Genomic DNA, 23867 nt, shown 5'->3' on the forward strand with positions numbered 1-23867 from the left:
ACTCATATGAAAAAAATGCTGCTGACCTTGCTTAGTCTAACTTTGATCCTTATGCTTGCCGCTTGTGGCCAACCGGCGCAGTCCCAGAACACCAGCAACGGTAACGCTGCTGACTCAAGTGCCGCTGCTGAAGCGGAGACAGAAACCCATGCTGCAGACGCTGTTATTGCTTCCCTTTCGATCCATATTACTAACAATTTGCTCGCATTAGGCATTAAACCGGCAGGCTCTGTCGTGGGTGGGGATGTGAAGGACTTTCTGCCGCATGTTGCGGACAGGCTGGAGGGAACAGCCAAACTGGGAGTAGCTGCCGATCCTGATATGGAGTCCGTGCTGGCGCTGAAGCCTGACGTTATTTATGTGGATAAAGAATTCGGCGGAAAGGATCTGGCCGAGTATGAGAAGATTGCGCCAACCATCAGCATAGATATGGATTCGGGCACATGGCGGGATCATCTGAACCGGATTGCGAAGATTGTGGGCAAGGAAACGGAAGCGAAAGCTTTCATCGAGGAATATGACAAGAAAGCGCAAGAGGTAAGCCAGCTGCTCCACAACGAGCTTGGGTCAGACGCCAAGGTGATGGCGATCCGCATGACGGCGAAGGAGCTGCGCGTCATGGGCATGAAACGCCCGGTAGGCCCCATTATGTACGAGGATCTCAAATTAACTCCTCCTGATGGAGTAAAACAAATCACGGACGAGCCCTACCAGGTGATTTCGCAGGAAGTGCTGCCTGATTATGATGCGGACGCCATTTTTGTCATCATCAGCAAGGGTGAAGAAGCGAAGACCAAATTTGAGGAGCTTGAGAAAAACCCGGTGTGGAAAACGCTCAAGGCGGTCAAAAATAACCATGTTTATATCCTTGACGGACAAAAATGGCTTGATTATTCCTCGCTCGGACATCGTATGGCACTGGATGACGCGGAAAAGCTGTTCAAGAAATAAAAATAATATGAAGCAAAGCTGTTTTGCCGGTCCTGGCATTTTGCAGCTTTGCTTTTTTTTGTTGAAATAAGTTGTTTCATCTTTTGAATTATTTTGTTATTTTCTATTTTCAAAAGAAAACAAAGATGATATAGTCAATTCAAGTGCTTGATAACGATTACAAAACATATATTCGGAGGTATAATCATGGTACAGAGCTTATGGGACTCATCTAAAGCATCCGAAATTCCGGAGGGGCTGGAGCAGCTGGTTTACCGTTCCAACCTGATCGGCACGGACCGTCGGGTATGCAACTGGGGCGGCGGCAATACATCCAGCAAAACGATCATTCACGATTTCCGCGGCCGGGAAGTGGAAGTGATGTATGTCAAGGGAAGCGGTTCGGATTTAGCCACCATGAAAGCCGCCAATTTTACAGGTCTGCGCATGGAGGATATCCGTCCCTTGTTCGAGCGGGATAAAATGTCTGATGAGGAGATGGTTGCTTACCTGGCTAATTGCATGGTGGATGCCAAGCATCCGCGCGCTTCGATTGAGACGCTGTTGCACGCCTTTCTTCCATTCAAGCACGTGGATCATACGCACCCGGACGCGATTATCAGCATCTGCTGCGCGGATAATGGCCGCGAGATTGCTGCGGAAATTTTCGGAGACCGGTTTGTATGGGTGCCGTACGTCAGACCAGGCTTTACACTGTCCAAAATGATTGCCCAGGGCGTGCTGGATAACCCGAAGGCTGAGCTAGTGTTAATGGAGAAGCACGGGCTCGTAACCTGGGGAGATACCTCGGAAGTGAGCTACGCCAAGACAATTCAGATCATTATCGAAGCCGAGAGCTATATCGAAGGGCGTGTTGATGAAGAAAAGCTGTTTGGCGGCAGACAGCATGCGGTATTGTCAGCTGAGGATCGCAGACGCATTGCCGGGCAGATTTTGCCGTCCGTTCGCGGAGCAGTCAGCGACGAGAAGAAAATGATTCTTACCTTTGACGATGAAGAGGATGTGCTGCAATTTGTCTGCAGCCGTGACGCGGCAGAGCTTTCCCAGGTCGGTGCGGCCTGTCCGGATCATCTTGTACATACCAAGGTGGTGCCTCTGTATATCCACTGGACGCCGGACGCCGCAGATATAGAAGGACTAAAAAAGCTGCTGGCTGAAGGCATTGCGGCATATAAAGAACAGTATAAAGCTTATTTTGAACGCAACAAAAATGAAGGTGACGTCATGTTCGAAGCCGCTCCGCGCGTCATTCTCATACCGGGGCTCGGCATGATCAACACGGGCAAAAGCTGGGTCAACTCCAAAGTCAGCGGCGCTTTGTATCACAGAGCCATCGCGGTCATGCGCGGTGCAACTGCCCTGGGAAGCTTCGTCTCTTTAAGCGAGAATGAATCCTACAATGTGGAATATTGGCCGCTTGAGCTGTATAAGCTGTCCCTGGCTCCTGCTGAGGCGGAATTTTCCCGCAAAGTCGCTTTTATTACGGGCGGTGCCGGAGGCATCGGCAGCGAAACCGCGCGGCGGTTTGTCGAGGAAGGAGCTCATGTTGTGCTGGCCGACCTTAATCTGGACGGAGCCGAGAAGGTGGCGGCTGACATTAACGCCAAGTACGGGGAAATGAGAGCGATTGCCGTTAAAATGGACGTCACGGATGAGGAACAGGTGAAAGCCGCGTACGCAGCAGCTTCATTGACGTATGGCGGGGTGGATATTATCGTCAACAATGCGGGGTTGGCCACTTCAAGCCCATTTGATGAAACCTCATTAGAAGAATGGAATCTGAATATCAACGTGCTGGGCACCGGTTATTTCCTTGTGGCACGCGAGGCGTTCAAGCTGATGAAGGAGCAGGCGCTGGGTGGCAGCATGGTGTTCGTGGGCTCCAAAAACTCCGTCTATGCAGGCAAAAACGCTACGGCTTACAGCTCCGTCAAAGCGCTGGAGGCGCATCTGGCCCGCTGTATTGCGGCGGAAGGCGGGCAGTACGGAATCCGGGTCAATACGATTCTGCCCGATGCCATCCTGCAGGGCTCTGCAATCTGGAATTCCAATTGGCGCAATGAACGGGCGGCAGCCTATGGGATCGAGCCGGATCAGCTTGAAGAGTACTATCGGAAACGGACAACGCTGCTCGTTAATATTTACCCGCGTGATATCGCAGAGGGCATCGCCTTCTTTGCCTCATCCAAAGCGGAGAAAACAACTGGCTGTATGCTGACCATTGACGGCGGTGTGCCAGCGGCGTTTACCCGCTGAGCAGGCACAGGAGCAGCCGGAATTTCATCCATGCCGGCGGTTGACAGCGATCCAGTCGCGGAAACCGTCGGACAGCTGATTTAATATTACGAAGGTTCAGGAGGATTCAATATGAGCGACAAAGCTTACGCCTTGTTCGAAGAGCAGCAGCAGGCACGAGGTATCCGTCTTGAAGAAGTGAAAGCCCGGTTGAAGGAGCTTAAGATTGAGACCCCTTCCTGGGGGTACGGGGATTCCGGCACACGCTTTAAGGTTTTTCAAAAAACAGGGGTGCCGCGAAATCCCTTCGAGAAGCTGGAGGATGCTGCACAGGTGCACAAGGTCACCGGGTTATGCCCCTCGGTAGCCATCCATATCCCATGGGATAAGGTGGAGGACTACGGTAAGTTGCGCAGTCATGCGGAAAGTTTTGGGTTGCGCATTGGGGCAGTGAATCCGAACCTGTTTCAGGACGATGATTATATGCTGGGAAGCGTGACCAATAGCAATGAGGCAATTCGCCGCAAAGCGATCGGTCATTTGCTGGAGTGTGTGGATGTCGCCAAGGAGACGGGTTCGAAGGATTTAAGCTTATGGTTTGCGGATGGCACGAACTATCCGGGACAGGGGGATATCCGCCGCCGCAAACGGTGGATGCTGGAAGCGCTCAGCGAAATGTATAAAGCGCTTACACCTGAAATGCGTATGCTGATCGAATACAAGGCGTTTGAGCCTGCATTTTATCACACAGATATTGCGGACTGGGGCATGGCTTACAATTATGCCGTCAAGCTTGGGCCGCAAGCGGCGGTGCTGGTGGACACCGGGCATCATCTTCCCGGCGCGAACATCGAGCATATCGTCGCTTATCTGATTGATGAGCAGCGGCTGGGGGGATTCCATTTTAACAGTTACAAGTACGCGGATGATGATCTGATCGTGGGTTCGGTGAATCCTTATGAGCTGTTTCTGATCTTTTATCAGATCCTGAACGCGGCCAATGACGAGGATACGGCGATCCAGAGCTCGGTAGACGGTATTGCCTACATGATCGATCAATCCCATAATATCGAGCAGAAAATACCTGCCATGATCCGCTCTGTGCTGAATGTGCAGACCCAGTACGCCAAGGCGCTACTGATCAATCATGACGAGGTGGCCGATGCGGCTGGCCGGGGGGATGTGCTGGGCGCGGAGGATGCTGTGCGCAAAGCGTTTGAATTTGATGTAACCCCGCTGTTGCAGGCGGTGCGTGAGGAACAGGGACTGCCGGCTGATCCGATGAAAGCTTATCTCTCGGATAGCTATCCGAACGACATTCTGGGCAGAGGCAAAGGCGGTGCAAGCTGGTGAACATTCTGGCCTACGACCTGGGGGCGAGCAGCGGCAGGGCGCTGCTCGGCCGCCTGACCGGCTCAAGGATCGAGGTGGAGGAGGTTCACCGTTTTGCCAATGACCCGGTCAAAGTCGGAGAACGGCTGCAGTGGGATATTTTACGGCTTTATCATGAAATCAAGCAGGGGCTGCTGAAGACGAAGCATCTGGGAGTGCAGCCGCAGAGCCTTGCCATCGACTCGTGGGCGGTCGATTTTGGGCTGCTCGGCCGAGACGGGGAGCTGCTGGGCAATCCTTACCATTACCGGGACTGGCACACACATGGGGTCATGGAGAGCATGTTTCAGTCGGTCCCGAAGGAATATATTTTCGAAAGAACAGGTATCCAGTTTCTTACGTTTAATACGATTTACCAGCTGGCGGCCATGAAGCAGGCAGGATCTCCTCTAATGAGGGAAGCGGACCGTTTTCTCATGATTCCGGATCTGCTGCGTTACTTTTTGACCGGGGAAATGTTGAATGAGTTTACGAATGTCACCAGCACGCAGCTGTATAATCCGCTGTCAGGAGACTGGGACTGGGAGCTTATCAACCGTATCGGAATACCTGGCTCCTGGTTTGGGCGGGTGGCTGATCCCGGGACGGAGGCGGGAAGAATCCGCTCCTCTATCATGACAGATCTCGGTATTGAGGCCATTCCTGTACTCACTGCGGCCGAGCATGATACAGCTTCCGCCGTTGCCGCCGTGCCTGCGCTTGAGCGCTCATTTGCCTATCTCAGTTGTGGCACCTGGTCTCTGATGGGGACGGAGGTGGACCGCCCCGTAATTAACGAAGAAACGCTGCGCTTTAATTTTACCAATGAAGGCGGCGTAGGGCGCAGCTTCCGTTTATTGAAAAACATTATGGGCCTTTGGATCATCCAGGAACTAAAAAGAGAATGGGAGCGGGAAGGACTTGCTTACTCCTTTACCGAAATAGTCCAATTAGCAGAACAAGCCCCTGCTTTTGCCGCCTTCATTGATCCTGATGATGAATTGTTTTTGCACGCAGGTGATATGAGGTCACGCATCCGGCAATACTGCCGGTCAACAGGCCAAAGCCTGCCGGACGGACCGGGCGAGCTGGCCCGCTGCATATTTGAAAGCCTGGCTTTGAAATACCGCTATGTTTTGGAGCTGACGGAAAAGCTGTCCAATCAGCGCTTTAACGGTCTTCATATGGTGGGTGGCGGCATTCAGAATACGCTGCTCTGTCAATGGACGGCCGATTCCATCGGCAAACCGGTATGGGCCGGTCCGGCGGAAGGAAGCGCCGTCGGCAATTTGGCGGTGCAATGGATCGCACAGGGGGTCTTCTCGGATATTTGGGAGGCACGGAAGGTGATTCGTGAATCTTTCCCGGTGGTGACTTATGAGCCTTCCGGCAGGGAGGCGTGGGAAGAGGCATACGGCTGTTTTCGGCAGATTGCAGGGCTTGCAGATTAACGGTTTGGAGTGAAGTGTAACATGTTGGTCGCAGAACGATATGAAAAAATAGTGCAGCTGGTCAACGAAAGAGGAAGTATACGGGTATCGGAGCTGAGCGTGTTGTGCGAGGTAACGGAGGAGACGATCCGCAGGGACCTTGACCGGCTGGAGGAGGCTGGCAAGCTGCGGCGCTCGCATGGGGGCGCGGTCAGTGTGAAGGATGAGCAGCCGGAGCTTCCTTTTTCAGAGCGTGAGATTATGCATGCGGAAGAGAAGCGGCGCATTGCGGAGGAAGCGGTGAAGCTGATTCAGCCGAATGACCGCATCCTGCTTGATGCGAGCTCGACGGCGTGGTATATGGCATCCAGACTGCCCGATGTTCCCCTGACCGTACTGACGAATTCGATTCGGGTGGCGACTGAACTGAGCGGCAAGGAAAAAATTGATGTCTTATCCACCGGTGGCCTGCTCGCCAAGCGCTCCCTGTCTTATGTCGGTCCTCTGGCCGAGCGTTCCCTGGATGCTTATTATGTGGATAAACTGTTCCTGTCGTGCAAAGGAGTACATCTCACCCGTGGGGTAAGCGAATCCAACGAGCTGCAGGCCAGGGTGAAGCAGAAAATGGTGGGGATCGCGGATCAGGTCATTTTGCTGGCTGATGCAAGTAAATTCGGACAGCAGGCCTTCACCCATGTGATGGACATGAAGCAGGTCGACAGTATGATTACGGACCGGGGAATCGAGGACAAGGTGCTGGCCGGGCTGGCCGAGCTTTCCATTCCCGTGACGATAGTATAGCTATACAGTCTGAGCCAAGCCCGGAACGGTCCGGGTTTGGCTTTTTCTCCATTTCGGGACGTTTACACAAAAGAGGTGTGATCATATGAAGGTTTCGTTATTTATCACTTGTTTGAGTGATGCCATATACCCGCAGGTCGGGGAAGCGATGGTGCGGCTGCTGGCAAGGTACGGGATTCGGCTGGAGTTCCCCAGGGTGCAGACATGCTGCGGACAGCCCTCTTACAACAGCGGGTACTGGGAGGAGACGCGCACAGCCGCCAAAACATTGCTGGAAGCGTTTGATGACAGCGATTTCGTCGTCTCCCCTTCAGGGTCATGCACCTACATGATTCATCACTATCCGGAGCTGTTCAAGGATGAGCCATACTGGTTGGAGAAGGCGCAGCGTCTGGAAGAAAAAACGTATGAGTTTACGCAGTTTCTCGTGCAAGTCCTGGGGGTGACGGATATGGGGGCGGTTTTTCCTCATAAAGTGACTTATCATCCGTCCTGCCACGGCAGCCGCCTGCTTGGTGTCAGAGATGAGCCAATGCAGCTGCTGGGCAGCGTGCAGGGACTTGAATTGGTACCGCTTCCTTTTGCGGAGGACTGCTGCGGTTTCGGTGGCACATTCGCTGTGAAAATGCCCGATATTTCGGGGGCAATGGTCACGGAGAAGGCGGATCATATTCTGGAGACGGAAGCCTCCGTGCTGGTCGGACTGGATATGGCCTGTCTGATGAATATTGCCGGTAATTTACGCTACCGGAGCGAGCCTGTCCGGGTCATGCATCTGGCAGAACTGCTTTATGAAGGAGTGATACAGCATGAGCGCACGTAATTCGATGGCCGTTGACGTGAAGGATCGGGCCAGTCAGGCGCTGAAGGATGAATTTCTGCGCAATGCGGTGAAATTCACGACCGAACGGCTGCGTAACGGTAAAAAGATGGCTTCCGAGGAGCATGGCAACTGGGAGGAGTGGCGGGAACGGGGACGACAGATCCGGCTGCATACGATCGCCCATCTTGACTATTATCTGAACCTGTTTGTGGAAAATGCCCGCGCAAACGGGGTGCATATTCATTTTGCCGATACGGCGGCCGATGCGGTGAAGATATCCTTGGACATTGCGGCATATAACGAGGCCCGCAGCGCAGTCAAATCGAAATCGATGGTGTCGGAGGAGCTGCATCTGAACGAAGCCTTTGAACAGGCAGGCATCGAAACGATCGAGACGGATCTAGGAGAGTATATCATTCAGCTTGCGGGCGAAGCGCCCTCTCATATCGTCATTCCGGCCATTCATAAGAACAGATATCAGATCGCTGAGCTGTTGTCGAAGGAAGCAGGCGAGCAGCTGGAGGCAGACACGACCGTGCTGGCGGGATTTGTGCGCAGAAAGCTGCGGGAAAAATTTCTCGCGGCAGATATCGGCATGACCGGCTGCAACTTTGCGATTGCGGAGACGGGATCGATGGTGCTGTTTGAAAATGAAGGCAATGCGCGCATGGTGTCCACTGTGCCCCGGATACAAATCACCCTCATGGGCATGGAGCGCATCATCCCCTCCTGGGCCGATCTGGAAGTGATGGCGACGCTGCTGCCGCGTTCGGCAACAGGCCAGAAGCTGACGATGTACATGTCGGGCATTACAGGCCCGCGCCGGACCGGTGATGCGGATGGTCCGGAGGAGATGCATATCATCATTGTGGATAACGGACGCTCCAACCAGCTTGGCGATCCGGAATTCCAGGAGCTGCTGAACTGCATCCGCTGCGGAGCCTGCCTCAATGCCTGTCCGGTGTACCGTCATATCGGCGGCCATGCCTATGGCGGAACCTACAGCGGGCCGATCGGTGCCGTGCTGACTCCGGCGCTGAACGGCAATGTGGCCGAATGGAACGACATTGCCAGCGCATCCAGCCTGTGCGGCGCCTGTTATGAAGCCTGTCCCGTAAAAATCCCCTTGCACGATATGCTTGTCTATCTGCGGCGGCGCAAGGTTGAGAGCGGACACGGCAACAGGCTGGAAACGATCGGTATGAAGGGTTTTGCGGCCGTAGCAGCCAACTCGAAGCGGTTCAGCGCAGCGGTGCGAATGGGTCAATTTGGGCAAAAGCCCTTCGTCCGGGACGGCGGGGGGATTACCCTGAAGCTAGGTCCGTTAAAAGGCTGGAACAACTACAGGGTTGCACCGTCCCTTGCGAAGAGAAGCTTCCGTCAGCGGTGGGAGGAGTTGGACCGCGAGGTACAAAGCTCGCTTCCGCAGCCGGACCCGGCGCTGCAAAACCGGCTGGAGGCTGTTTTACGGCAGCGGGAAAGGGGTGAGCGGCATGAATAGCAAGCATCAGGCTTGGCTGGACCGGATGGAGGGCGAATCACGCGCAAGGCAGGAGCAGTTTATGAACGGTATTGCCGCCAGACTGAAGCGGCCGCGCCTGACGGAACCACCGCCCCATCCGCTGCGGGGTGCGCCGGAGTTCTGGCAGGCGTTCGAGTGGAGCGAGCAGGAGCGGATCGACCGCTTTGCCGCCAATTTCAGCAGTGTGGGCGGACATGTAGCCAGACTGGGGACGATGAAGGAGGCAGCCGCCTTTATTGCCGATAAAGCAGCCGAAATGGGTGCAAGAGCCATTCTCAGGCAGGACCAGCCGGAGCTGGCGGCGCTTGAGCTGGAATCGGCCATTCCCGGCGCGGACATCTCTGTCTGGAACGTGGATTCTGCGGATTCCTGGAAAGCCAAAGCGGCCGCCGCGGACTTCGGTGTTGTTATGGCGGATTATGCTGTGGCTTATACCGGTTCGGTGACTGTGCTTTCTGCGCCGCACAAAGGCCGCTCCGTAAGCCTTCTTCCCACTGTGCTCATCATTCTTGTTCCGGTAGAGCGGCTGAAGACTAGGCTAGGGGAGATCCTCATGGAATTCGACCGGGCGGGGCATGAGAAGCTTCCGGCAGGCATTCACTTTATCTCAGGCCCGAGCCGGTCATCGGACATCGAGAATGACCTGACAATCGGTGTTCATGGACCGGGGATTGTCTATGCTTTGATCATTGGGGGCTCGTGATCAATATAGCCGTAAATATAAGAAAAACGTCTAGCGATGTACTTTCACAGAAGACAGACCGCGTTTAGCGGAAGGTTTTATTGCGATATTAGGAAGCTTATTCCGAGAAGTTTAAGCCTTAAGCGGAACCCACTCTCGCTTAAGGCTTTTTGCAGTTTCGATTATTTCCCAGGAAAAGCAGCAGAGCTTCTTGGTTCCCGCCTGAAGTCTGGCCGTTTTGGTTTGGGCAGAGGGCCGAAGAAGATATACTTTCATATTTCTTCTGGCTCATCCATGAACCAAGAAATGTAGGAGCATTTCTGACAAACCAATATGGTTGCATTGCGGTTTGCCCAGTCAAATCCTAAGAATGTAGCTCCTCTTGAATTTAGTTGTCGATAGTCTTTCTCGAAGGTATTGTTCCTGCAACACGGACAAAGAATCTTAGTGTTATTAATGTGAAATTCCATAAGAGTCATCCTTTCAGTTTTATGAATTTACGTACTAACCGGCCCTGAGACAGTGGTGTTAGGGGAAGTATCTTAGATAACAGAAAATGCAAGAGACCTCCACGGCGATCCGTTTTAATCTCACCAGATTATACTACGGATCAGAGGGGGCGAAATGGGGGAACGACGAAAAAACACTTTACAGTTGTCCAAAATATAACGGTTTTGGAATGTGGACAGAGAAGTGTAGTTGCAGGCGAAGGACAAAGACGAGTTAATTAAATTAAGACTTTTTATAGTAACATAAATTCTAACTCACGACAGGATGTCGTATCCTCCGCTGAATTGTGATAAATTGGAATTAAAAGGGTGTGGGTCGAGGTATTATGAAAAAGTATATCAAGTATGTTTGGATGACAGTGCTGGTATGTTTTTTAGCAAGTGGCTATTTTTATACGACGCATATTAATACGGTCATATTGTTTCGTACGGGTATAGATAGTATGGGGAGTCGTTATACACTTCCCGATGAAGACGATCAATCAATAACGATCCAATATAAAACATCTGTTTTGAATAGTGGAAAAGTTCCCGTTTATATAAAAGAGGTGCGGCCGGTTATCCGTGAAGAAGTTAAAGCGAATTTTCTTTCCGGTAATCAAATGTTTGAAGTGAGAAAATGGATTAAACCAGGACAAAGCATGGATTTTAAGGGCAATTTGGTCTTTAGTGCCCAGAAGGTCAACGGGAAAGATATTACCGAGGTTCAGAGTTTTGTCGATTTCAAAACCATATTAGGGCCTATTTAAATGCTCGTCTTTCAGTCCTGGGTCCGTTATAATGGAAGAATCTCGCAGGTGCCCTGGCTAAGGCCGGGGTTAAAAGGGAATAGGGTGAAAATCCCTAGCGGTCGCGCCGCTGTGACTGGGGAGCCTCCTTCCATACATGTCACTCAGCATGCTGGGGAAGACGGAAGGCAGGCACCGATCCGGGAGCCAGAAGACCTGCCTGCAGATTCGCATCAGCCCTTCGCGGTTAAGGAACGGTGTACATAATATGGAGATCGGGACCCATGCGTGGTCTGCGGTCTGTTCTCTTATGTACTCTTGCTCTCAGCCTTTTGCGGTCTGAGGGCTTTTTGGGTCAACATGAAGCCGGACGGGGAGGCTTATGCGAGATCACAGTGCATGGGAGAGGATATGGATGGAGCAAGTGGCAACAAAACGAAGAGTGCTCGGCCAGGTTATGATCTGCAACGGCTGCTGCTGCGGTCGTACAGAGAAGGGAAAACCAGGCATCCCGCTCGACAGGCTGAAGAGCAGATGGAAGGAAGAGAAGCTGCTCAAGAGCATCCAGCTGACAGTCACCGGCTGTCTTGGACCTTGTGATATTGCTAACGTCGTATCGATTCAGACGCCGGACGGTCCGGTATGGTTCGGCGGCATTAAAGAGGAAGACCTTTATGACGAATTGCTGGAATGGGCCATCACCTCGCGGGATCAGAACAAGCTGCTGGAGCTGCCGGCCAATCTTCTGCCTTATCGGTTTGAGCGTTTTCAGTAAAATAACAAAATAACAGTCACAATAAGCTCACCGTTTCAGGTGGGCTTGTTGTTCGTTGGAAATAAAGGCTGGGTTTAGAAAGGACTGTTGAAGGTGATGAGAATGCCGTTTCCTTAAATTTATATAAATACTCCTTAATATTATATTTCATAAGGAAAGCTGTTCATTTAAAATTTCCTTATGTCCATACATAAGCAAACGAATAAGGAGAAAGCCAAAAGTGAAGAAACGTACAGGGAAATTCAACAAAGTTTATGCCATGCAGCTTGCTACAATCTTTATAGGGTTTGTCATATTCGGTTTTTCAGAAAATATAAAAGGACCCGCTATTCCACGGATTCAGTATGACTTTTTGCTAAACGAATCACAGTTGGGCACCTTATTGTCCCTTAATGCGCTTGGCTATTTAATCGCTTGCTCCTTTACTGCTTACCTGACAAAAATATGGGGAATAAAGCGGGTAACCGTTATATCTTTTGCAGCGATGGCGGTCTCGGGTATATTCATTTTCTTTTCTCAGTATTATGTTACGTTTTCTGCATCATATTTCCTGATGTACATTGGAAACGGGATGCTGGAGATTGGGTTAGCTATTTTAGGCGCCCGTATATTTGTGAGAAACACCGGCACAATGATGAACTTAGCCCACGGCTTTTATGGCCTTAGCTCGACAGTTGCACCTCTCATTGCGACAGGTCTGATGGAGGTTAAGATTAACGGTTCTGTACTTGACTGGCGCGGCATGTACCTCATCATGCTTTTATTATCCATCATACCGATTATATTTGCATTATGTAGTACTTTTCCAGGGGATGAGATTAAACATGAGGATCGCGTCCCTCTGAAAACATTGATGCAAGACCCGGTTTTATGGCTGATGGTTGTTATTTTATCATTTGGCGTAGTTTCCGAATTGGCTGTAGGAGGCTGGCTCGTTAACTTCCTTGAAAAAGCATACGGTTGGGATACAGTTTCAGCTTCGGGAATGTTATCTGCTTTTTTCTTATGTTTTTCGCTTGCACGGCTATTGCTCGGACCGTTAACAGACAAAATTGGTTTTACTTTGTCACTGATTGTATTTGCGGGACTATCTTCCCTTTGTACTTTCATAGCCATTTTGGGGGGAGAAAGCCTGGCCTTTTTCTTCGCTGCCGCCGGTATAGGTATTGCGATGATTTATCCCACCGTTATGGCTTTTATTGCTAGAAGATATCCAAATGGCAGTGATACCGCTATAACGTTTACGGTTACGCTTATGGGAATCGGCAGTGTAATTGGCAATTACTTGATCGGTGGAGTTATTGAACTGACTAAGGTTTTTTTCGGGGCAAATTCTCAGGTGGGACTGCTTCGCGGGCTTCAGGCTGGCTACGGATTTATAGGTTTATGTGCGGCCATTTGTGCGGTTGGGGGAGTCATTCTTTATACTTACTTATTAAAGCGGAATGAAATTATATAATCAATGAAGTGTTCAATGCAAATAATGAAGGAGCTGCGGTGGCATGCTCTTTTTGCATTTTTCGCCGTTTAATGAATGAAACGAGCCATAACTTGACAGCGTAAATAGGGAAGGGAATGACGGTACAACTAAAGCCGGATAAAAATCCTCTGTTATAACCGAAACTTAGGTTTAAAACAGGAAGTTTGCCGTAATGAACATACTCTTTATAAGAGAGGAGAAGTACTGTTGGAATCCATTTGGCTGGAGTATGCATGGGCATTACTGATTCTTATTGGATTGGAGGGTTTGCTATCGGCGGATAATGCCCTTGTTCTGGCGGTTATCGCGAAGCATTTACCGGAGGACCAGAAGAAGAAAGCCATTAATTACGGGATCATTATGGCCTTTGTTTTTCGTTTCGTCGCGCTGTTTGCGATATCGTTTATTGCGAATGTCTGGCAAATACAGGCGATCGGGGCTGCTTATCTGCTCTACCTTGGGTTAAAGCACATCATCAAAGCGCGTTTCGGCAAGAAAAACGAGAATATTCGCGAGGATGTAAAGAAAGATGCTGCAGGAAAAGGCTTTTGGCCAACCGTAGGAAAAATTGCTCTTGCGGATCTTGCCTTTGCGATTGATTCCATCCTTGCTGCAGTGGCTCTGGCACTGGGTCTCCCCGATTCACCGCTTGGGAATTTCGGCGGTATGGACGGCGGACAATTCATCGTTGTGTTGCTTGGTGGAATCGCCGGGCTCGTCCTGATTAAGTTTGCGGCCACATGGTTTGTAAAGCTGCTCGCTCAACGGCCGGCACTGGAGACCACAGCTTATGCAATCGTGGCATGGGTAGGCGTCAAGCTCGCTGTGATTACCCTGGCTCATGAAGATATTGGGGTGTTGGATCATCATTTCCCGCATAGCACAGGCTGGACCCTTGTCTTTTATGGTGTCCTGATTGCGATAGCACTTCTCGGATGGTTTGCGCCATCCAATAAAAAACAGTCACAGGCTGATCTGCCTTAGATGCAATACGGTGCATGCTGGCATTAAGCCGCAGCCTCAACGAAGGAGAACCGCTTGAAGCGGTTCTCCTTCTGCGATTTAACTCCCTTTTCCCAATGCTGAATAATTAGAGTTATGTTACGGATAAATAACAATGGGCCGTACAAATTCAGCTTGCTCGGAGAGATGATATGTACCAGACAAGCAGGATTTGCGTGGATTGCGTCTGGAGGAGGCGGATCTGTACGGCGCAAATCTCGAAAAGGCCGATCTGCGCGGCGCTATTATGGAGGGCGTCGATTTTCGCTTCATGGACGTTAAAGGCGCGCACATGGATATACATCAGGCAGTGGCCTTTTTGCGTTCATGTGGGGCCAAAGTGGATTAAAGTGTATCTTGTAACCAAAGACCTAGGATTGTATGTTCATAGAGCGGTAAGCGCCGGAAAATGCTGCCATGACAAGGCTTTTTATGTTAGGACCAGAGTCGGGTTATTCAGTTTCTTCAAATATGGTACACTTCTACGGAAATTAGCTTTGTCCGATGCTTTTATCTTAGTTTCAAGCGATTTCGCCGTACCGAGCGTGACGGCAGCTTCACTTATCGGATAAACGCCCTGAGTTGGACAAGCCGGGTTTTGTGTCCGGCCAGAAAATGAATGTGGAGGTTGTCTCGACCCATGAAGAAATTATCCGCTCTTATTTTATCCTGCGCTTGTGCTTTGGGACTCGTCTTCGCGCCTGCGACCGCCAGCGCACAAGCTATTTCGAAAGGAATGCAAAGCGAGCATGTGCTGCAGCTGCAGGAGCAGCTAGCGACGCTTGGTTATTTCAAGGCTGGCTTCACAGGTTATTTCGGCTCTATTACTGACTCGGCCGTCAAGCGCTTTCAGCGTGACTACGGGCTAGCCGCGGATGGTGTGGTAGGCCCGGCTACACGAGCCAAGCTGAACGCATTGTCTCCTGCGCGCCATACGACTCTGGAGCAGCTCGCGCGGATTATATATGCAGAAGCACGGGGAGAATCCTTTAAGGGACAGGTGGCTGTCGGCGCCGTCGTTCTGAACCGTGTCCAGTCGAACGAATTTCCGAGCTCCATTCCCGCAATTATTATGCAGCCAGGACAGTTCACAGCCGTGCAGGACGGTCAGTATTACCTGACCCCGAATAAAACGGCCTACGCGGCAGCACGCCAGGCGTTGAACGGGGTGGATCCGACCAACGGCTCGCTGTATTATTACAATCCGGCAATCGCCACTTCAAAGTGGAGTATGGCCCGTCCTGCTGTGCTGACACTAGGCAGACATACGTTTACGAACTGATACTTGTTCTGTAAGGCAGAACATTGAATAGACACGCTCAAAACCGCCGCAGCTTCGAATTGAAGCTGCGGCGGTTTTTCAATATGCTTAAATGCGGGGAGATTGATTTTACCCGCTTCTGCCTATACCATAGAGGAATCCGCACGAAGAAGGAGAGAGCTCATGGAATTGACACCTGACTTTTTTCAGGGCAAGCTGGTAAAACTAACCGGAATAAGAGAGGAAGACACCGACATGATCCTGCGCTGGGGAGAGGATGCCGATTACCTGCGCAACGTGGATACCGACATCGCTTTGCCGTTTCAGCGCAGCCGGATTGAGCAGGAGGGGGCACCAAATCCGAATGAAGTTTATTTCAGACTGAGAACGGTTGCAGATGACGAACTGATTGGCTTTGTGGCCATTCACAGCATTGAGTGGAACAACGGAGCCGGAAAGCTTGCGATTGGCTTAGGAGAGGCCAGAAACCGGAGCAAAGGGTACGGAACGGACGCGCTTCACCTGATCCTGCGTTATGCCTTCCATGAGTTGAATCTGAACCGGGTAGGGCTGAATGTGATCGAATACAATCCTGGAGCCATCCGCGCTTATGAGAAGGCCGGCTTTCGGCTGGAGGGAAGAGAGCGGGAAGCGGTAAGGCGTGACGGTCGCCGTTATGACCTCATCATCATGGGCATTTTGTATGAGGAATGGCTGGCTGCGCAGGAGAAGAATTAATGGTATTTAGTGGGCAAAAGTCGGGTTGTCTGGATGATCTGAGGAGCCCCGCCTTTGCGGTATGGGGAACTGTCACCGTATAATGGGCAGAGAAAAGGAGTGATCAGCAATGGCAACAGGTTACGCGTATATCGACATGAAATCCGTACTTCACGTGGTGAGCGAGGAGGCCACCGCAAGAAAGTACGGCCGCGGCAGAGTCGCGGAAGTAGACTTTGAATTCGGCGGAGGTTTCCCGATTGTGGATGGAGAGCCCCTGATTGTGTATTCGGACGGTGGGGAAAAGAATGGTCGCGAGGTTCCGCAGTATATTTTGGAGCTGATGGATCAGTTGTAAAAAATGGTTTTAATCACTAAGTAATAGGCCTACGCTTCCTTTGCACTTCTACATAGTATGGATTATATCTTTGAAGGGAGATGTGGAGGAATGACAACAACGGTTATTAACAACTATAACACAACAATAATGGCTCCTATGACAAACGGAGTAAACATGCCAATGCCAATGGCAGGAGAGCAACAGTCTGTTACAACGGTATCCCTTGATTTGTCTAATCCGCTAGCAATAAAAGGGACTATCCGCGTGGAGTCGCTTTCGGGCGATCCTGAAGTCTTGGTTCGCTTTGGAGGGTGAAGCTACTTAGAAACTATATAAAAAAATGCAAGCCTCGGGAACTGTCCGAGGCTTGTTTTTGGTTGAACTCTTATTAGAGTTACTACAAATTTTGATTGATTTTCGTTAACAACACTTTGAGGGTCAGCCGCTCTTCATCGGAAAGGGTATGAACGATTTCTTCCTCTACCTGTTGAAAAGACTGCTCGAAGGCTTCGATTAGCGCAATGCCTTTAGGCAGAACATAAATATTTTTTTGCCGTTCGTTATGGGCCGGAATTTTGCGTTCGATGTATCCCTTTCTTTCAAGGCCTTGAAGCATACTCGTAATGCTTGCCCCGCGTACATGGAAACGATCAGAAAGATCCTTTTGAATTAACCCCTTCTCCTGATGTTCATAAATATAGCCAATTAATTTTCCTTGCTGGGCATTTAACCCTAGTTCTTTGATGCTCTCATCGGCTCGTTTCTTTAACTTCAGACCAATGAGCTGCAATAAATCCAGATAGGGTGTATCTTGCTTGGTACTCATTAAGGTTCTCCCCTTGTTCTTGAACTATTAGATTTCTAACTGTCAGTAATGGAACTATATAAGGAATTAATAAGGATGTCAACAGACGTAAAATAATTAGACTATCGAGGCAGCAGATGCCGAAACATGAGCCCAAGCTTCAATTTCAGCAAATCATCGGTATTCTTCAAATCCAGATTCAGCAGCCCCGCAACTTTCTCCAGCCGATACAGAACCGTATTGCGGTGGATGAACAGCTCGCGCGCGGTTTCATTCACCTGGCCATTGTTGGCGAAATAAGCTTCAAGCGTGCGCATCATTTCGCCGGCGTACTCCTCGTCTCTATCCAGCAGTGGGCGGAATAAATAAGAGCAGTATCTGCTCATAACCTCCTGCGGAATATGACGGAAGAGATACGCGAATTCCAGATCGGTGAACAGGACGACCGGTTCGGCCAGGTCTAGCTCTGCGCTGATTCTCTCGGCCTCGGCACATTCCCGGAAGCCGTCGATCAACGAATCGATGCCCACCCTTATTTTGCTCATATAACATGCATTAGCCCTGTTCCCATAACCCCATGCGTTCATCAGATCCGCATACAAGCGTGCAGTCTGCTCATACTGCTTGCGCTCCCTGGCCTCCCCCTCCGGAATCTGCAAAAGGGAATACACACGATTCATCACATAAAAATGATGGGATTCAAGAGATGCCGTCTTCGGGTGTTCCTGCAGCCTGTCCTGAATTTCCCGCAGCCTGCGGCGCTGCCTGTCCTGGTCCCAAGCGCTTGTGTCTGCTGAAGATATCATGCATACATAAGGGCTATTCCAGAATCCGCTCCCCAGCACCTCCGCGAATTCAAGCACGGTCTGCCGGGAGGCATTACCTTTCAGGTAACGCTCTATCGTCATCCCGAGCCGTTTGCCTGCGGCAACGGCCTCCTGATTCCGGATGATCTCGAGATGATAGGAGAGGATGACGGCGGCTTGATGAAAAATCCCCTCCATATCATTCGCCTCTTGCAGATTCCCGGTCTGCACCAGCAGATAACCGTAGGATGTCCCGCTTTTCAGCAAGGGAGTCCGGTACAGCAGCTTGTTGGCTGCTTTATAAAACCGGTTGTCCAGATGCCAGGGCCAATCGCTCAGCAATTCTTTGTCAGGACAGCCAGTCACATTGTACAAAACTATTCCCTCGGCAGTCACCACGGCGACAGAGCGCCTCAAAATATTTGTGATTTCCTGGAAATAATCTGTATACTCATCCGCCTGCATGGCAAAATCAACAAGCTTCTTCTGTGTTTCCAGCAGTTCATTCAGTTTTCGTGTATCACGTTGAAACTCGGACTGGAAGAGGGCGGTGATCTGTTCGGAGAAGGTGAATTCAAAGGGCAGCTCGATCAGGGGAAAGCTCAGCCGGTCGGCTTCAAGCAGAACGATCTCAGGAATTTCCGACCAATAGCGGCCAAGCTTGATGCCAAGTCCCGAAGCCCCCCGTTCATTTAGCCTGTGCAGTAAAGTGACAAATTCCTCAGGTGAATCCCTGATGGCATAAGCCGTCGTCAGCAGCAACTCCCCTTCTTTCATCCAGTTAATGACGTCCGGCGCATCCATCAAATTAATGGAGCTGATCATGCGGGTCACTCCTTTTTTGCCAGCCGCCAGCTTGCCTTCCGATAACGGATAGATCGTTAAAGCATCTTCTACGGTTAAATGCATGTCAAATCGCTCCTTCTCAAAAATGATGCGTAAACCGCAGACCACTTGCGTACCTGAGACCTCTGTCACAGGGGTTTAGGAAATTATAAAGGTTTTCCGCAGCTTGCTGCAAATTATCCCTCTCTTTTTGTGTTATATAAAATAACATAAAATGCACGAATTCTGTTTTCGAAACAGCTTGACGTCCATGTTATTAGATCGAAAACTAAAAATGTGTCAGAAATATTTACACTTTATAATTTTGGTTTTATGATGGGACACAACTTCAAGGAAAAGAGGGGGATGGGGATGCAGCTTACTCAAAATCAAACGGCAGCCGCTGAGAAAGAGAGCCGTTCCATGCTGGTGATGCGTGATGTCGGCAAAATATATCCCAACGGTACGGTTGCGGTTCAGCATGCGGAACTGCAGGTGGGAGAAGGGGAATTTCTCTGCTTTGTCGGCCCCTCCGGCTGCGGCAAATCGACGATTTTTAATATGATTGCAGGTCTGACGGAACCGACCTCCGGCCATCTGTCCGTATTGGGCACGTCACCCAAAGAAGCGCGCAAGCAAAATGAGATCGCCTTTGTATTTCAGGAGCATACGCTGCTGCCTTGGGCGAAGCTGATTGATAATGTCACGATGCCTCTTACGCTGCGCGGTGTATCCAAGAAAGAGCGGATCGCGGAAGGCGAACGGGTGCTTGAACTGGTAGGTTTGAAGGATTATATGAAGGTGCTGCCTCGCGAGTTGTCAGGCGGTATGAAAATGCGGGTGTCGATTGCAAGAGCGCTGATCTCCAGGCCCAAGCTGCTGCTGATGGATGAGCCGTTTGGCGCGCTGGATGAAATCACCCGGCAGACGCTGCAGGATGAGTTACTGAACATTTGGGAGCAGGACAAAAAAATGTCGGTTCTGTTCATCACCCATAACGTTTTTGAAAGTGTCTTTTTATCGACAAAGGTGGTAGTCATGACACCCCGTCCGGGCAAAATTTCGGACATCATCGATATTCCGTTTGTTTACCCGCGGGACGATGAATTTCGGACCCGGCCGGAATTTGGCAATTATGTGCGCAGCGTGTCTGAGGTTCTGAAGCATTGATAGAGAGAAGTGAGAGGAGTGTAATGAGAAATGGAAAAAATGGCAGTCAGTCCGGCCGGTGAAACCGCGGCAGGTATCCGAACTTCCAGCAAGGAGGGACGCAGCGGTGCTTCGGCAGGCGAAAATCCGGTCATGGGCCTGCTGAAAAAGATTTTTCCGCCGCTAGTTGTCTTCGTCCTGTTCGTCGGCGGCTGGGAATTGATCGGGTGGTTGGCCGGCATGCCCCCGTATATTTTGCCGAAGCCATCCGATATTGCCGCCGCCGCGATGGAGAACAGCACAAACCTCATCACCTCGGTAAGCACCACCATTGTGGAGGCGTTGATCGGTTTTGCCCTCAGCACTGTGCTGGGCATTGCCATTGCCATCCTGCTGGCCTTATCCAAGACGGTGGAAAAAAGCGTATATCCATACGCGATTATTCTGCAGACCATTCCTGTCGTTGCGATCGCGCCGATCATTGTGATCTGGTTCGGGGCAGGCATCAACGCGATTGTTATCATTTCATTCCTGATCAGCTTTTTCCCGATTTTATCCAATACGCTGATCGGGCTGAACTCCACCGATCAGAATATGAAAAATCTGTTCTACCTGTACAATGCGAGCAAGCTGCAGACGATCTGGAAGCTGCGCTTTCCGGCAGCACTGCCGTACATTATGGCAGGCCTGAAAATTTCCTGCTCCAGTTCGGTGGTCGGAGCCATTGTGGGCGAGTACATCGCTGGCATCGGCGGCGGGCAAGGCGGCCTCGGCTACGGAATTACTGTTGCGGCGACCCGGCTGCAAACCCCGTATTTGTTCGCCTGCGGTCTGGCGGCATCCGTGCTCGGCATCGCTTTTTTCCTGATCATCAACATGATTTCAAACAAGCTGCTGCAGTCCTGGCATGAATCGGCAATGAAATGACATTACGATGGAGAGACGGTTGAACCGGCGAAGCAACAATCTACAGAAAAATGAGGGACTTATATGTTGAAACTGGGAAATCGAAGGAACTATTGGCGGGTATCCGAAACGCTGGCGGATCTGCGGCGAACGCAAAAGCCCGGCCATCCTGTAACCTTGCCCGCACAGCCGCAGAAGGTGATCTTTGATCTTGAGCATACAGCGGTCATCGTTGTTGATATGCAAAATGATTTCTGTGCCCCAGGCGGCTGGCTGGATTCCATCGGGGTGGATACAGCGCCGCTGCAGGGTCCGGTCAGCCGCTTGAATCGGCTGCTGCCCGAGCTGCGCAAGGCCCATGTGCCTGTCATCTGGGTGAATTGGGGCAACCGGGAAGACCGCATGAACGTGCCGCCCTCCGTGCTGCATGTGTACAACTCGGATGGCAGGGGAAGGGGCATTGGGGACGCACTGCCCGGGAACGGCTCGAAGGTGTTGGAGAAAGGAAGCTGGGGGGCGGCGATCGTGGATGGCCTGCAAACGGCTCCTGACGATATTTATGTGGATAAATACCGGATGAGCGGGTTTTGGGATACGCCGCTTGACAGCATTTTGCGCAATTTGAATGTTCAGACGGTGCTGTTTGCCGGGGTGAATTTGGACCAATGCGTGATGCATACGCTGCAGGATGCGGCCTGTCTTGGATACGACGGCATTCTGCTGGAGGATTGCTCGGCAACAAGCTCGCCCACGTTCTGCTCGGAGGCAACGCTTTACAACATTAAACAATGCTACGGCTTTGTCACGGATTCAGCCAGGCTGGTGGAGGAACTAACCGGCTCCGGCACCCGCAATATGGAGGCAACGCCAGAGGGATTGACACCAATTGATTCCCCTTGAGGGGTGAGTAGAAGGATCGAGATCAGCAAGTCAATGCAATGAAATCGATAATGCCGGGGTTCTATTCCCTGCGGTTACAGAACAATTAGCCACAAGAGAGGTGTGCAATATGTTTTTACGATATGAAGGTACGGCCTGGGAGGAGCGTTTTTTGCCCCGCCTGACAAGCAAGCAGATCAAGGAAATGCCGAAGGACAAGACGCTGGTCATTTTGCCCGTGGGCGCTGTGGAGCAGCACGGACCACATCTGCCGATATACACGGATACCTTGATCGGGGAAGCGACATTAACCCAGACGCTGGAACGCGTAAGCCTGGACAAAGAGATATGGCTGCTGCCTCCTGTCTCCTATGGCAAGAGTAATGAGCATATCGGGCTGCCAGGCACCATCTCCCTGTCAGCGAACACGCTGCTCGCCATCATGCTGGATATTGCAGAAAGTCTGCAGGCAAGCGGATTCCGCAAGCTGCTGCTGTTTAATACGCATGGCGGCAATGTGGATCTACTGAATACAGCCTCGCGTGAAATCCGGATCAGGACGGGTATGATGGTGTTTTATCTCAGCCCGGGCAGCCTCAAGGTGGCGGAGGACCTTATCTCTCCCGAGGAGCTGGAGTACGGGATTCACGGTGGCGATTATGAGACCTCTGTCGTGATGTCCATCAAACCGGACTGGGTACAAGATGAATTTTTGGCCAAAGAAGTTCCCGATATGTCCCCTTACCGGTTTCTGACACTGGAGGGCAAGATTCGTTTTGGCTGGAAAATGGCCGATATCTCCGCTACCGGCATTGCCGGTGATGCGACGCTGGCTACACCCGAGAAAGGCCGCATCATTCAAGACAGAATTGCTGCCATTCTGGCGGAAGCGCTTGAGGAGCTGTGTGACTTTGAAATTACGGATCTGCTCAAGGGCAAACCGGTGGAACAGGCAGCCGGAGGCCCTCTGTGAAGCTCGTCAGTTTGAGCATCGGCGGTAAAGAGCGAGCAGCGTTGGAGCATGAAGGCCAATATGTTCTGATAGAGGAGATCAATCGGGCGGAAGGAAGCGCCTGGGGTGTGACCGTGATGGAGATTTTACAGCAGGGGCAATTGGAGCAGCTTATCCATTGGTACAGGGAGCACGGGGATCACAAACTCCCGTCGATCATTTCCATTCAGACGAAGGAGGCCGTACCAGCCCCGCTTTTCCGCCAGCCCCGCAAAATCTGGGGCATCGGTATGAATTATATACAAAAGGCGATTGATCTTGCGGCAACCCCACCAGCGTCCGAGCCGGTTTGTTTTATGAAGCCGGACACGAGCCTGATCGGACCGGAAGAGCCTATCCGAATTCCTGTGCAAACTGAACATGTGACGTCGGAGGCTGAGCTTGCCATAATTATTGGTCAAACCTGCAAACATGTGCCGGCAGCGCGCGCGCAGGACGTCATCGCCGGCTTTGCGGCAACGCTGGACATGACTAGCCAGGATATTCACGCGCGGAATCCGAGATTTCTGCAGCGCTCTAAAGTATTTGACACATTCTTCAGCCTAGGTTCGGAGCTGGTCACACCTGATGAAATCAGCGATTTGCAGAGTCTGACCGTCGAAACCGTATTGAACGGAGAGGTGGCTTACAGCAATATTGTAGCCCGCATGATGTACCATCCATGGTTTATCGTTTCGTACTTTTCGCAAATGATGACCCTCTATCCGGGTGATGTCATTATGACAGGCACTCCGGGGTCTGTCCGGATTCAGCACGGAGATACGGCCGAGTGCAGAATCAGCGGTTTTGCGCCGCTGCGTAATCCGGTAGCGGATGATGAATAAACAGCTTCAGCATTTTTTTCTTGGGGAGTGGGAA

General features: G+C 51.1%; 24 protein-coding genes and 1 riboswitch. Of the genes, 22 read left to right on the forward strand and 2 right to left on the reverse strand.

What is annotated here, in order from left to right; genetic code table 11:
- The first annotated feature begins 6 nt into the window (after positions 1–6).
- The 17 genes from ACE41H_RS05575 (at position 7) to ACE41H_RS05655 (ending at position 16942) form a co-directional block, all read left to right on the forward strand.
- On the forward strand, positions 7–951 hold the full coding sequence (locus ACE41H_RS05575) for an ABC transporter substrate-binding protein (protein ID WP_375353854.1): 945 nt from the start codon (positions 7–9) through the stop codon (positions 949–951).
- 186 nt (positions 952–1137) lie between these two features.
- Complete coding sequence (locus ACE41H_RS05580; protein ID WP_375353856.1) at positions 1138–3207, forward strand: bifunctional aldolase/short-chain dehydrogenase; 2070 nt, start codon at positions 1138–1140, stop codon at positions 3205–3207.
- Between the two features lie 111 nt (positions 3208–3318).
- Positions 3319–4539, forward strand: a complete 1221-nt coding sequence (rhaI, locus tag ACE41H_RS05585) for an L-rhamnose isomerase (protein WP_375353857.1) — start codon at positions 3319–3321, stop codon at positions 4537–4539.
- Positions 4536–6008, forward strand: coding sequence for a rhamnulokinase (locus ACE41H_RS05590; RefSeq protein WP_375353858.1), 1473 nt, complete (start codon positions 4536–4538; stop codon positions 6006–6008). The genes rhaI and ACE41H_RS05590 overlap by 4 nt, the downstream gene beginning before the upstream one ends.
- Before the next feature lie 21 nt (positions 6009–6029).
- Positions 6030–6788 carry a DeoR/GlpR family DNA-binding transcription regulator gene (locus tag ACE41H_RS05595; protein WP_375353859.1) on the forward strand — a complete coding sequence of 253 codons (759 nt, stop codon included), beginning with the start codon at positions 6030–6032 and terminating at the stop codon, positions 6786–6788.
- Positions 6789–6873: 85 nt separating this feature from the next.
- The gene (locus ACE41H_RS05600) at positions 6874–7611 is read left to right on the forward strand and encodes a (Fe-S)-binding protein (RefSeq protein ID WP_375353861.1); all 738 of its coding nucleotides are present in this window, start codon (positions 6874–6876) and stop codon (positions 7609–7611) included.
- Positions 7598–9112 carry a LutB/LldF family L-lactate oxidation iron-sulfur protein gene (locus ACE41H_RS05605; protein ID WP_375353862.1) on the forward strand — a complete coding sequence of 505 codons (1515 nt, stop codon included), beginning with the start codon at positions 7598–7600 and terminating at the stop codon, positions 9110–9112. Before ACE41H_RS05600 ends, ACE41H_RS05605 begins: the two co-directional genes overlap by 14 nt.
- Complete coding sequence (locus ACE41H_RS05610; RefSeq protein ID WP_375353863.1) at positions 9105–9836, forward strand: LutC/YkgG family protein; 732 nt, start codon at positions 9105–9107, stop codon at positions 9834–9836. The genes ACE41H_RS05605 and ACE41H_RS05610 overlap by 8 nt, the downstream gene beginning before the upstream one ends.
- Positions 9837–10650: 814 nt before the next feature.
- Positions 10651–11073 (forward strand): hypothetical protein, encoded by a 423-nt coding sequence (locus ACE41H_RS05615; RefSeq protein WP_375353864.1) that lies wholly within the window; start codon positions 10651–10653, stop codon positions 11071–11073.
- Positions 11074–11102: 29 nt separating this feature from the next.
- A riboswitch (cobalamin riboswitch) is annotated at positions 11103–11289 on the forward strand.
- A 178-nt stretch (positions 11290–11467) separates the two neighbouring features.
- Positions 11468–11827, forward strand: a complete 360-nt coding sequence (locus tag ACE41H_RS05620; protein ID WP_375353866.1) for a (2Fe-2S) ferredoxin domain-containing protein — start codon at positions 11468–11470, stop codon at positions 11825–11827.
- A gap of 220 nt (positions 11828–12047) precedes the next feature.
- Positions 12048–13286: an MFS transporter gene (locus ACE41H_RS05625; protein ID WP_375353867.1), complete on the forward strand. Its 1239-nt coding sequence runs from the start codon at positions 12048–12050 to the stop codon at positions 13284–13286.
- Between the two features lie 228 nt (positions 13287–13514).
- A complete protein-coding gene (locus ACE41H_RS05630; RefSeq protein ID WP_375353869.1) occupies positions 13515–14291 on the forward strand; it encodes a MeeY/MeeF family manganese export membrane protein in 777 nt (258 codons plus the stop codon).
- A 190-nt stretch (positions 14292–14481) separates the two neighbouring features.
- On the forward strand, positions 14482–14658 hold the full coding sequence (locus ACE41H_RS05635) for a pentapeptide repeat-containing protein (RefSeq protein WP_375353871.1): 177 nt from the start codon (positions 14482–14484) through the stop codon (positions 14656–14658).
- Between the two features lie 291 nt (positions 14659–14949).
- Positions 14950–15591 carry a cell wall hydrolase gene (locus ACE41H_RS05640; protein ID WP_375353872.1) on the forward strand — a complete coding sequence of 214 codons (642 nt, stop codon included), beginning with the start codon at positions 14950–14952 and terminating at the stop codon, positions 15589–15591.
- Positions 15592–15759: 168 nt separating this feature from the next.
- Positions 15760–16308: a GNAT family N-acetyltransferase gene (locus ACE41H_RS05645; protein WP_375354042.1), complete on the forward strand. Its 549-nt coding sequence runs from the start codon at positions 15760–15762 to the stop codon at positions 16306–16308.
- Between the two features lie 109 nt (positions 16309–16417).
- Positions 16418–16645: a hypothetical protein gene (locus tag ACE41H_RS05650; protein ID WP_375353873.1), complete on the forward strand. Its 228-nt coding sequence runs from the start codon at positions 16418–16420 to the stop codon at positions 16643–16645.
- 90 nt (positions 16646–16735) lie between these two features.
- Positions 16736–16942 carry a hypothetical protein gene (locus ACE41H_RS05655; RefSeq protein ID WP_375353874.1) on the forward strand — a complete coding sequence of 69 codons (207 nt, stop codon included), beginning with the start codon at positions 16736–16738 and terminating at the stop codon, positions 16940–16942.
- Between the two features lie 82 nt (positions 16943–17024).
- Here ACE41H_RS05655 and ACE41H_RS05660 read toward each other — a convergent pair whose 3' ends face one another.
- Both ACE41H_RS05660 and ACE41H_RS05665 read right to left on the reverse strand, forming a co-directional pair.
- Entirely contained in the window at positions 17025–17453 is a 429-nt protein-coding gene (locus ACE41H_RS05660; protein WP_375353875.1) for a MarR family winged helix-turn-helix transcriptional regulator, read from the reverse strand.
- A 101-nt stretch (positions 17454–17554) separates the two neighbouring features.
- Positions 17555–19147, reverse strand: coding sequence for a PucR family transcriptional regulator (locus ACE41H_RS05665; protein ID WP_375353876.1), 1593 nt, complete (start codon positions 19145–19147; stop codon positions 17555–17557).
- 288 nt (positions 19148–19435) lie between these two features.
- On the opposite strand from ACE41H_RS05665, the gene ACE41H_RS05670 reads away from it, so the two are divergent.
- From ACE41H_RS05670 to ACE41H_RS05690, 5 genes are all read left to right on the forward strand, one after another.
- Complete coding sequence (locus ACE41H_RS05670) at positions 19436–20233, forward strand: ABC transporter ATP-binding protein (protein WP_375353878.1); 798 nt, start codon at positions 19436–19438, stop codon at positions 20231–20233.
- A 30-nt stretch (positions 20234–20263) separates the two neighbouring features.
- Positions 20264–21139, forward strand: coding sequence for an ABC transporter permease (locus ACE41H_RS05675; RefSeq protein WP_375353879.1), 876 nt, complete (start codon positions 20264–20266; stop codon positions 21137–21139).
- A gap of 63 nt (positions 21140–21202) precedes the next feature.
- Positions 21203–22018 (forward strand): cysteine hydrolase family protein, encoded by an 816-nt coding sequence (locus ACE41H_RS05680; RefSeq protein WP_375353880.1) that lies wholly within the window; start codon positions 21203–21205, stop codon positions 22016–22018.
- A gap of 109 nt (positions 22019–22127) precedes the next feature.
- The gene (locus ACE41H_RS05685; RefSeq protein ID WP_375353881.1) at positions 22128–22970 is read left to right on the forward strand and encodes a creatininase family protein; all 843 of its coding nucleotides are present in this window, start codon (positions 22128–22130) and stop codon (positions 22968–22970) included.
- A complete protein-coding gene (locus ACE41H_RS05690) occupies positions 22967–23833 on the forward strand; it encodes a fumarylacetoacetate hydrolase family protein (protein WP_375353882.1) in 867 nt (288 codons plus the stop codon). Before ACE41H_RS05685 ends, ACE41H_RS05690 begins: the two co-directional genes overlap by 4 nt.
- The last annotated feature ends 34 nt before the right edge of the window (positions 23834–23867 follow it).

The sequence above is a fragment of the Paenibacillus enshidis genome, from assembly GCF_042136365.1.
GTDB classification, from domain to species: Bacteria; Bacillota; Bacilli; order Paenibacillales; family Paenibacillaceae; genus Paenibacillus; species Paenibacillus enshidis.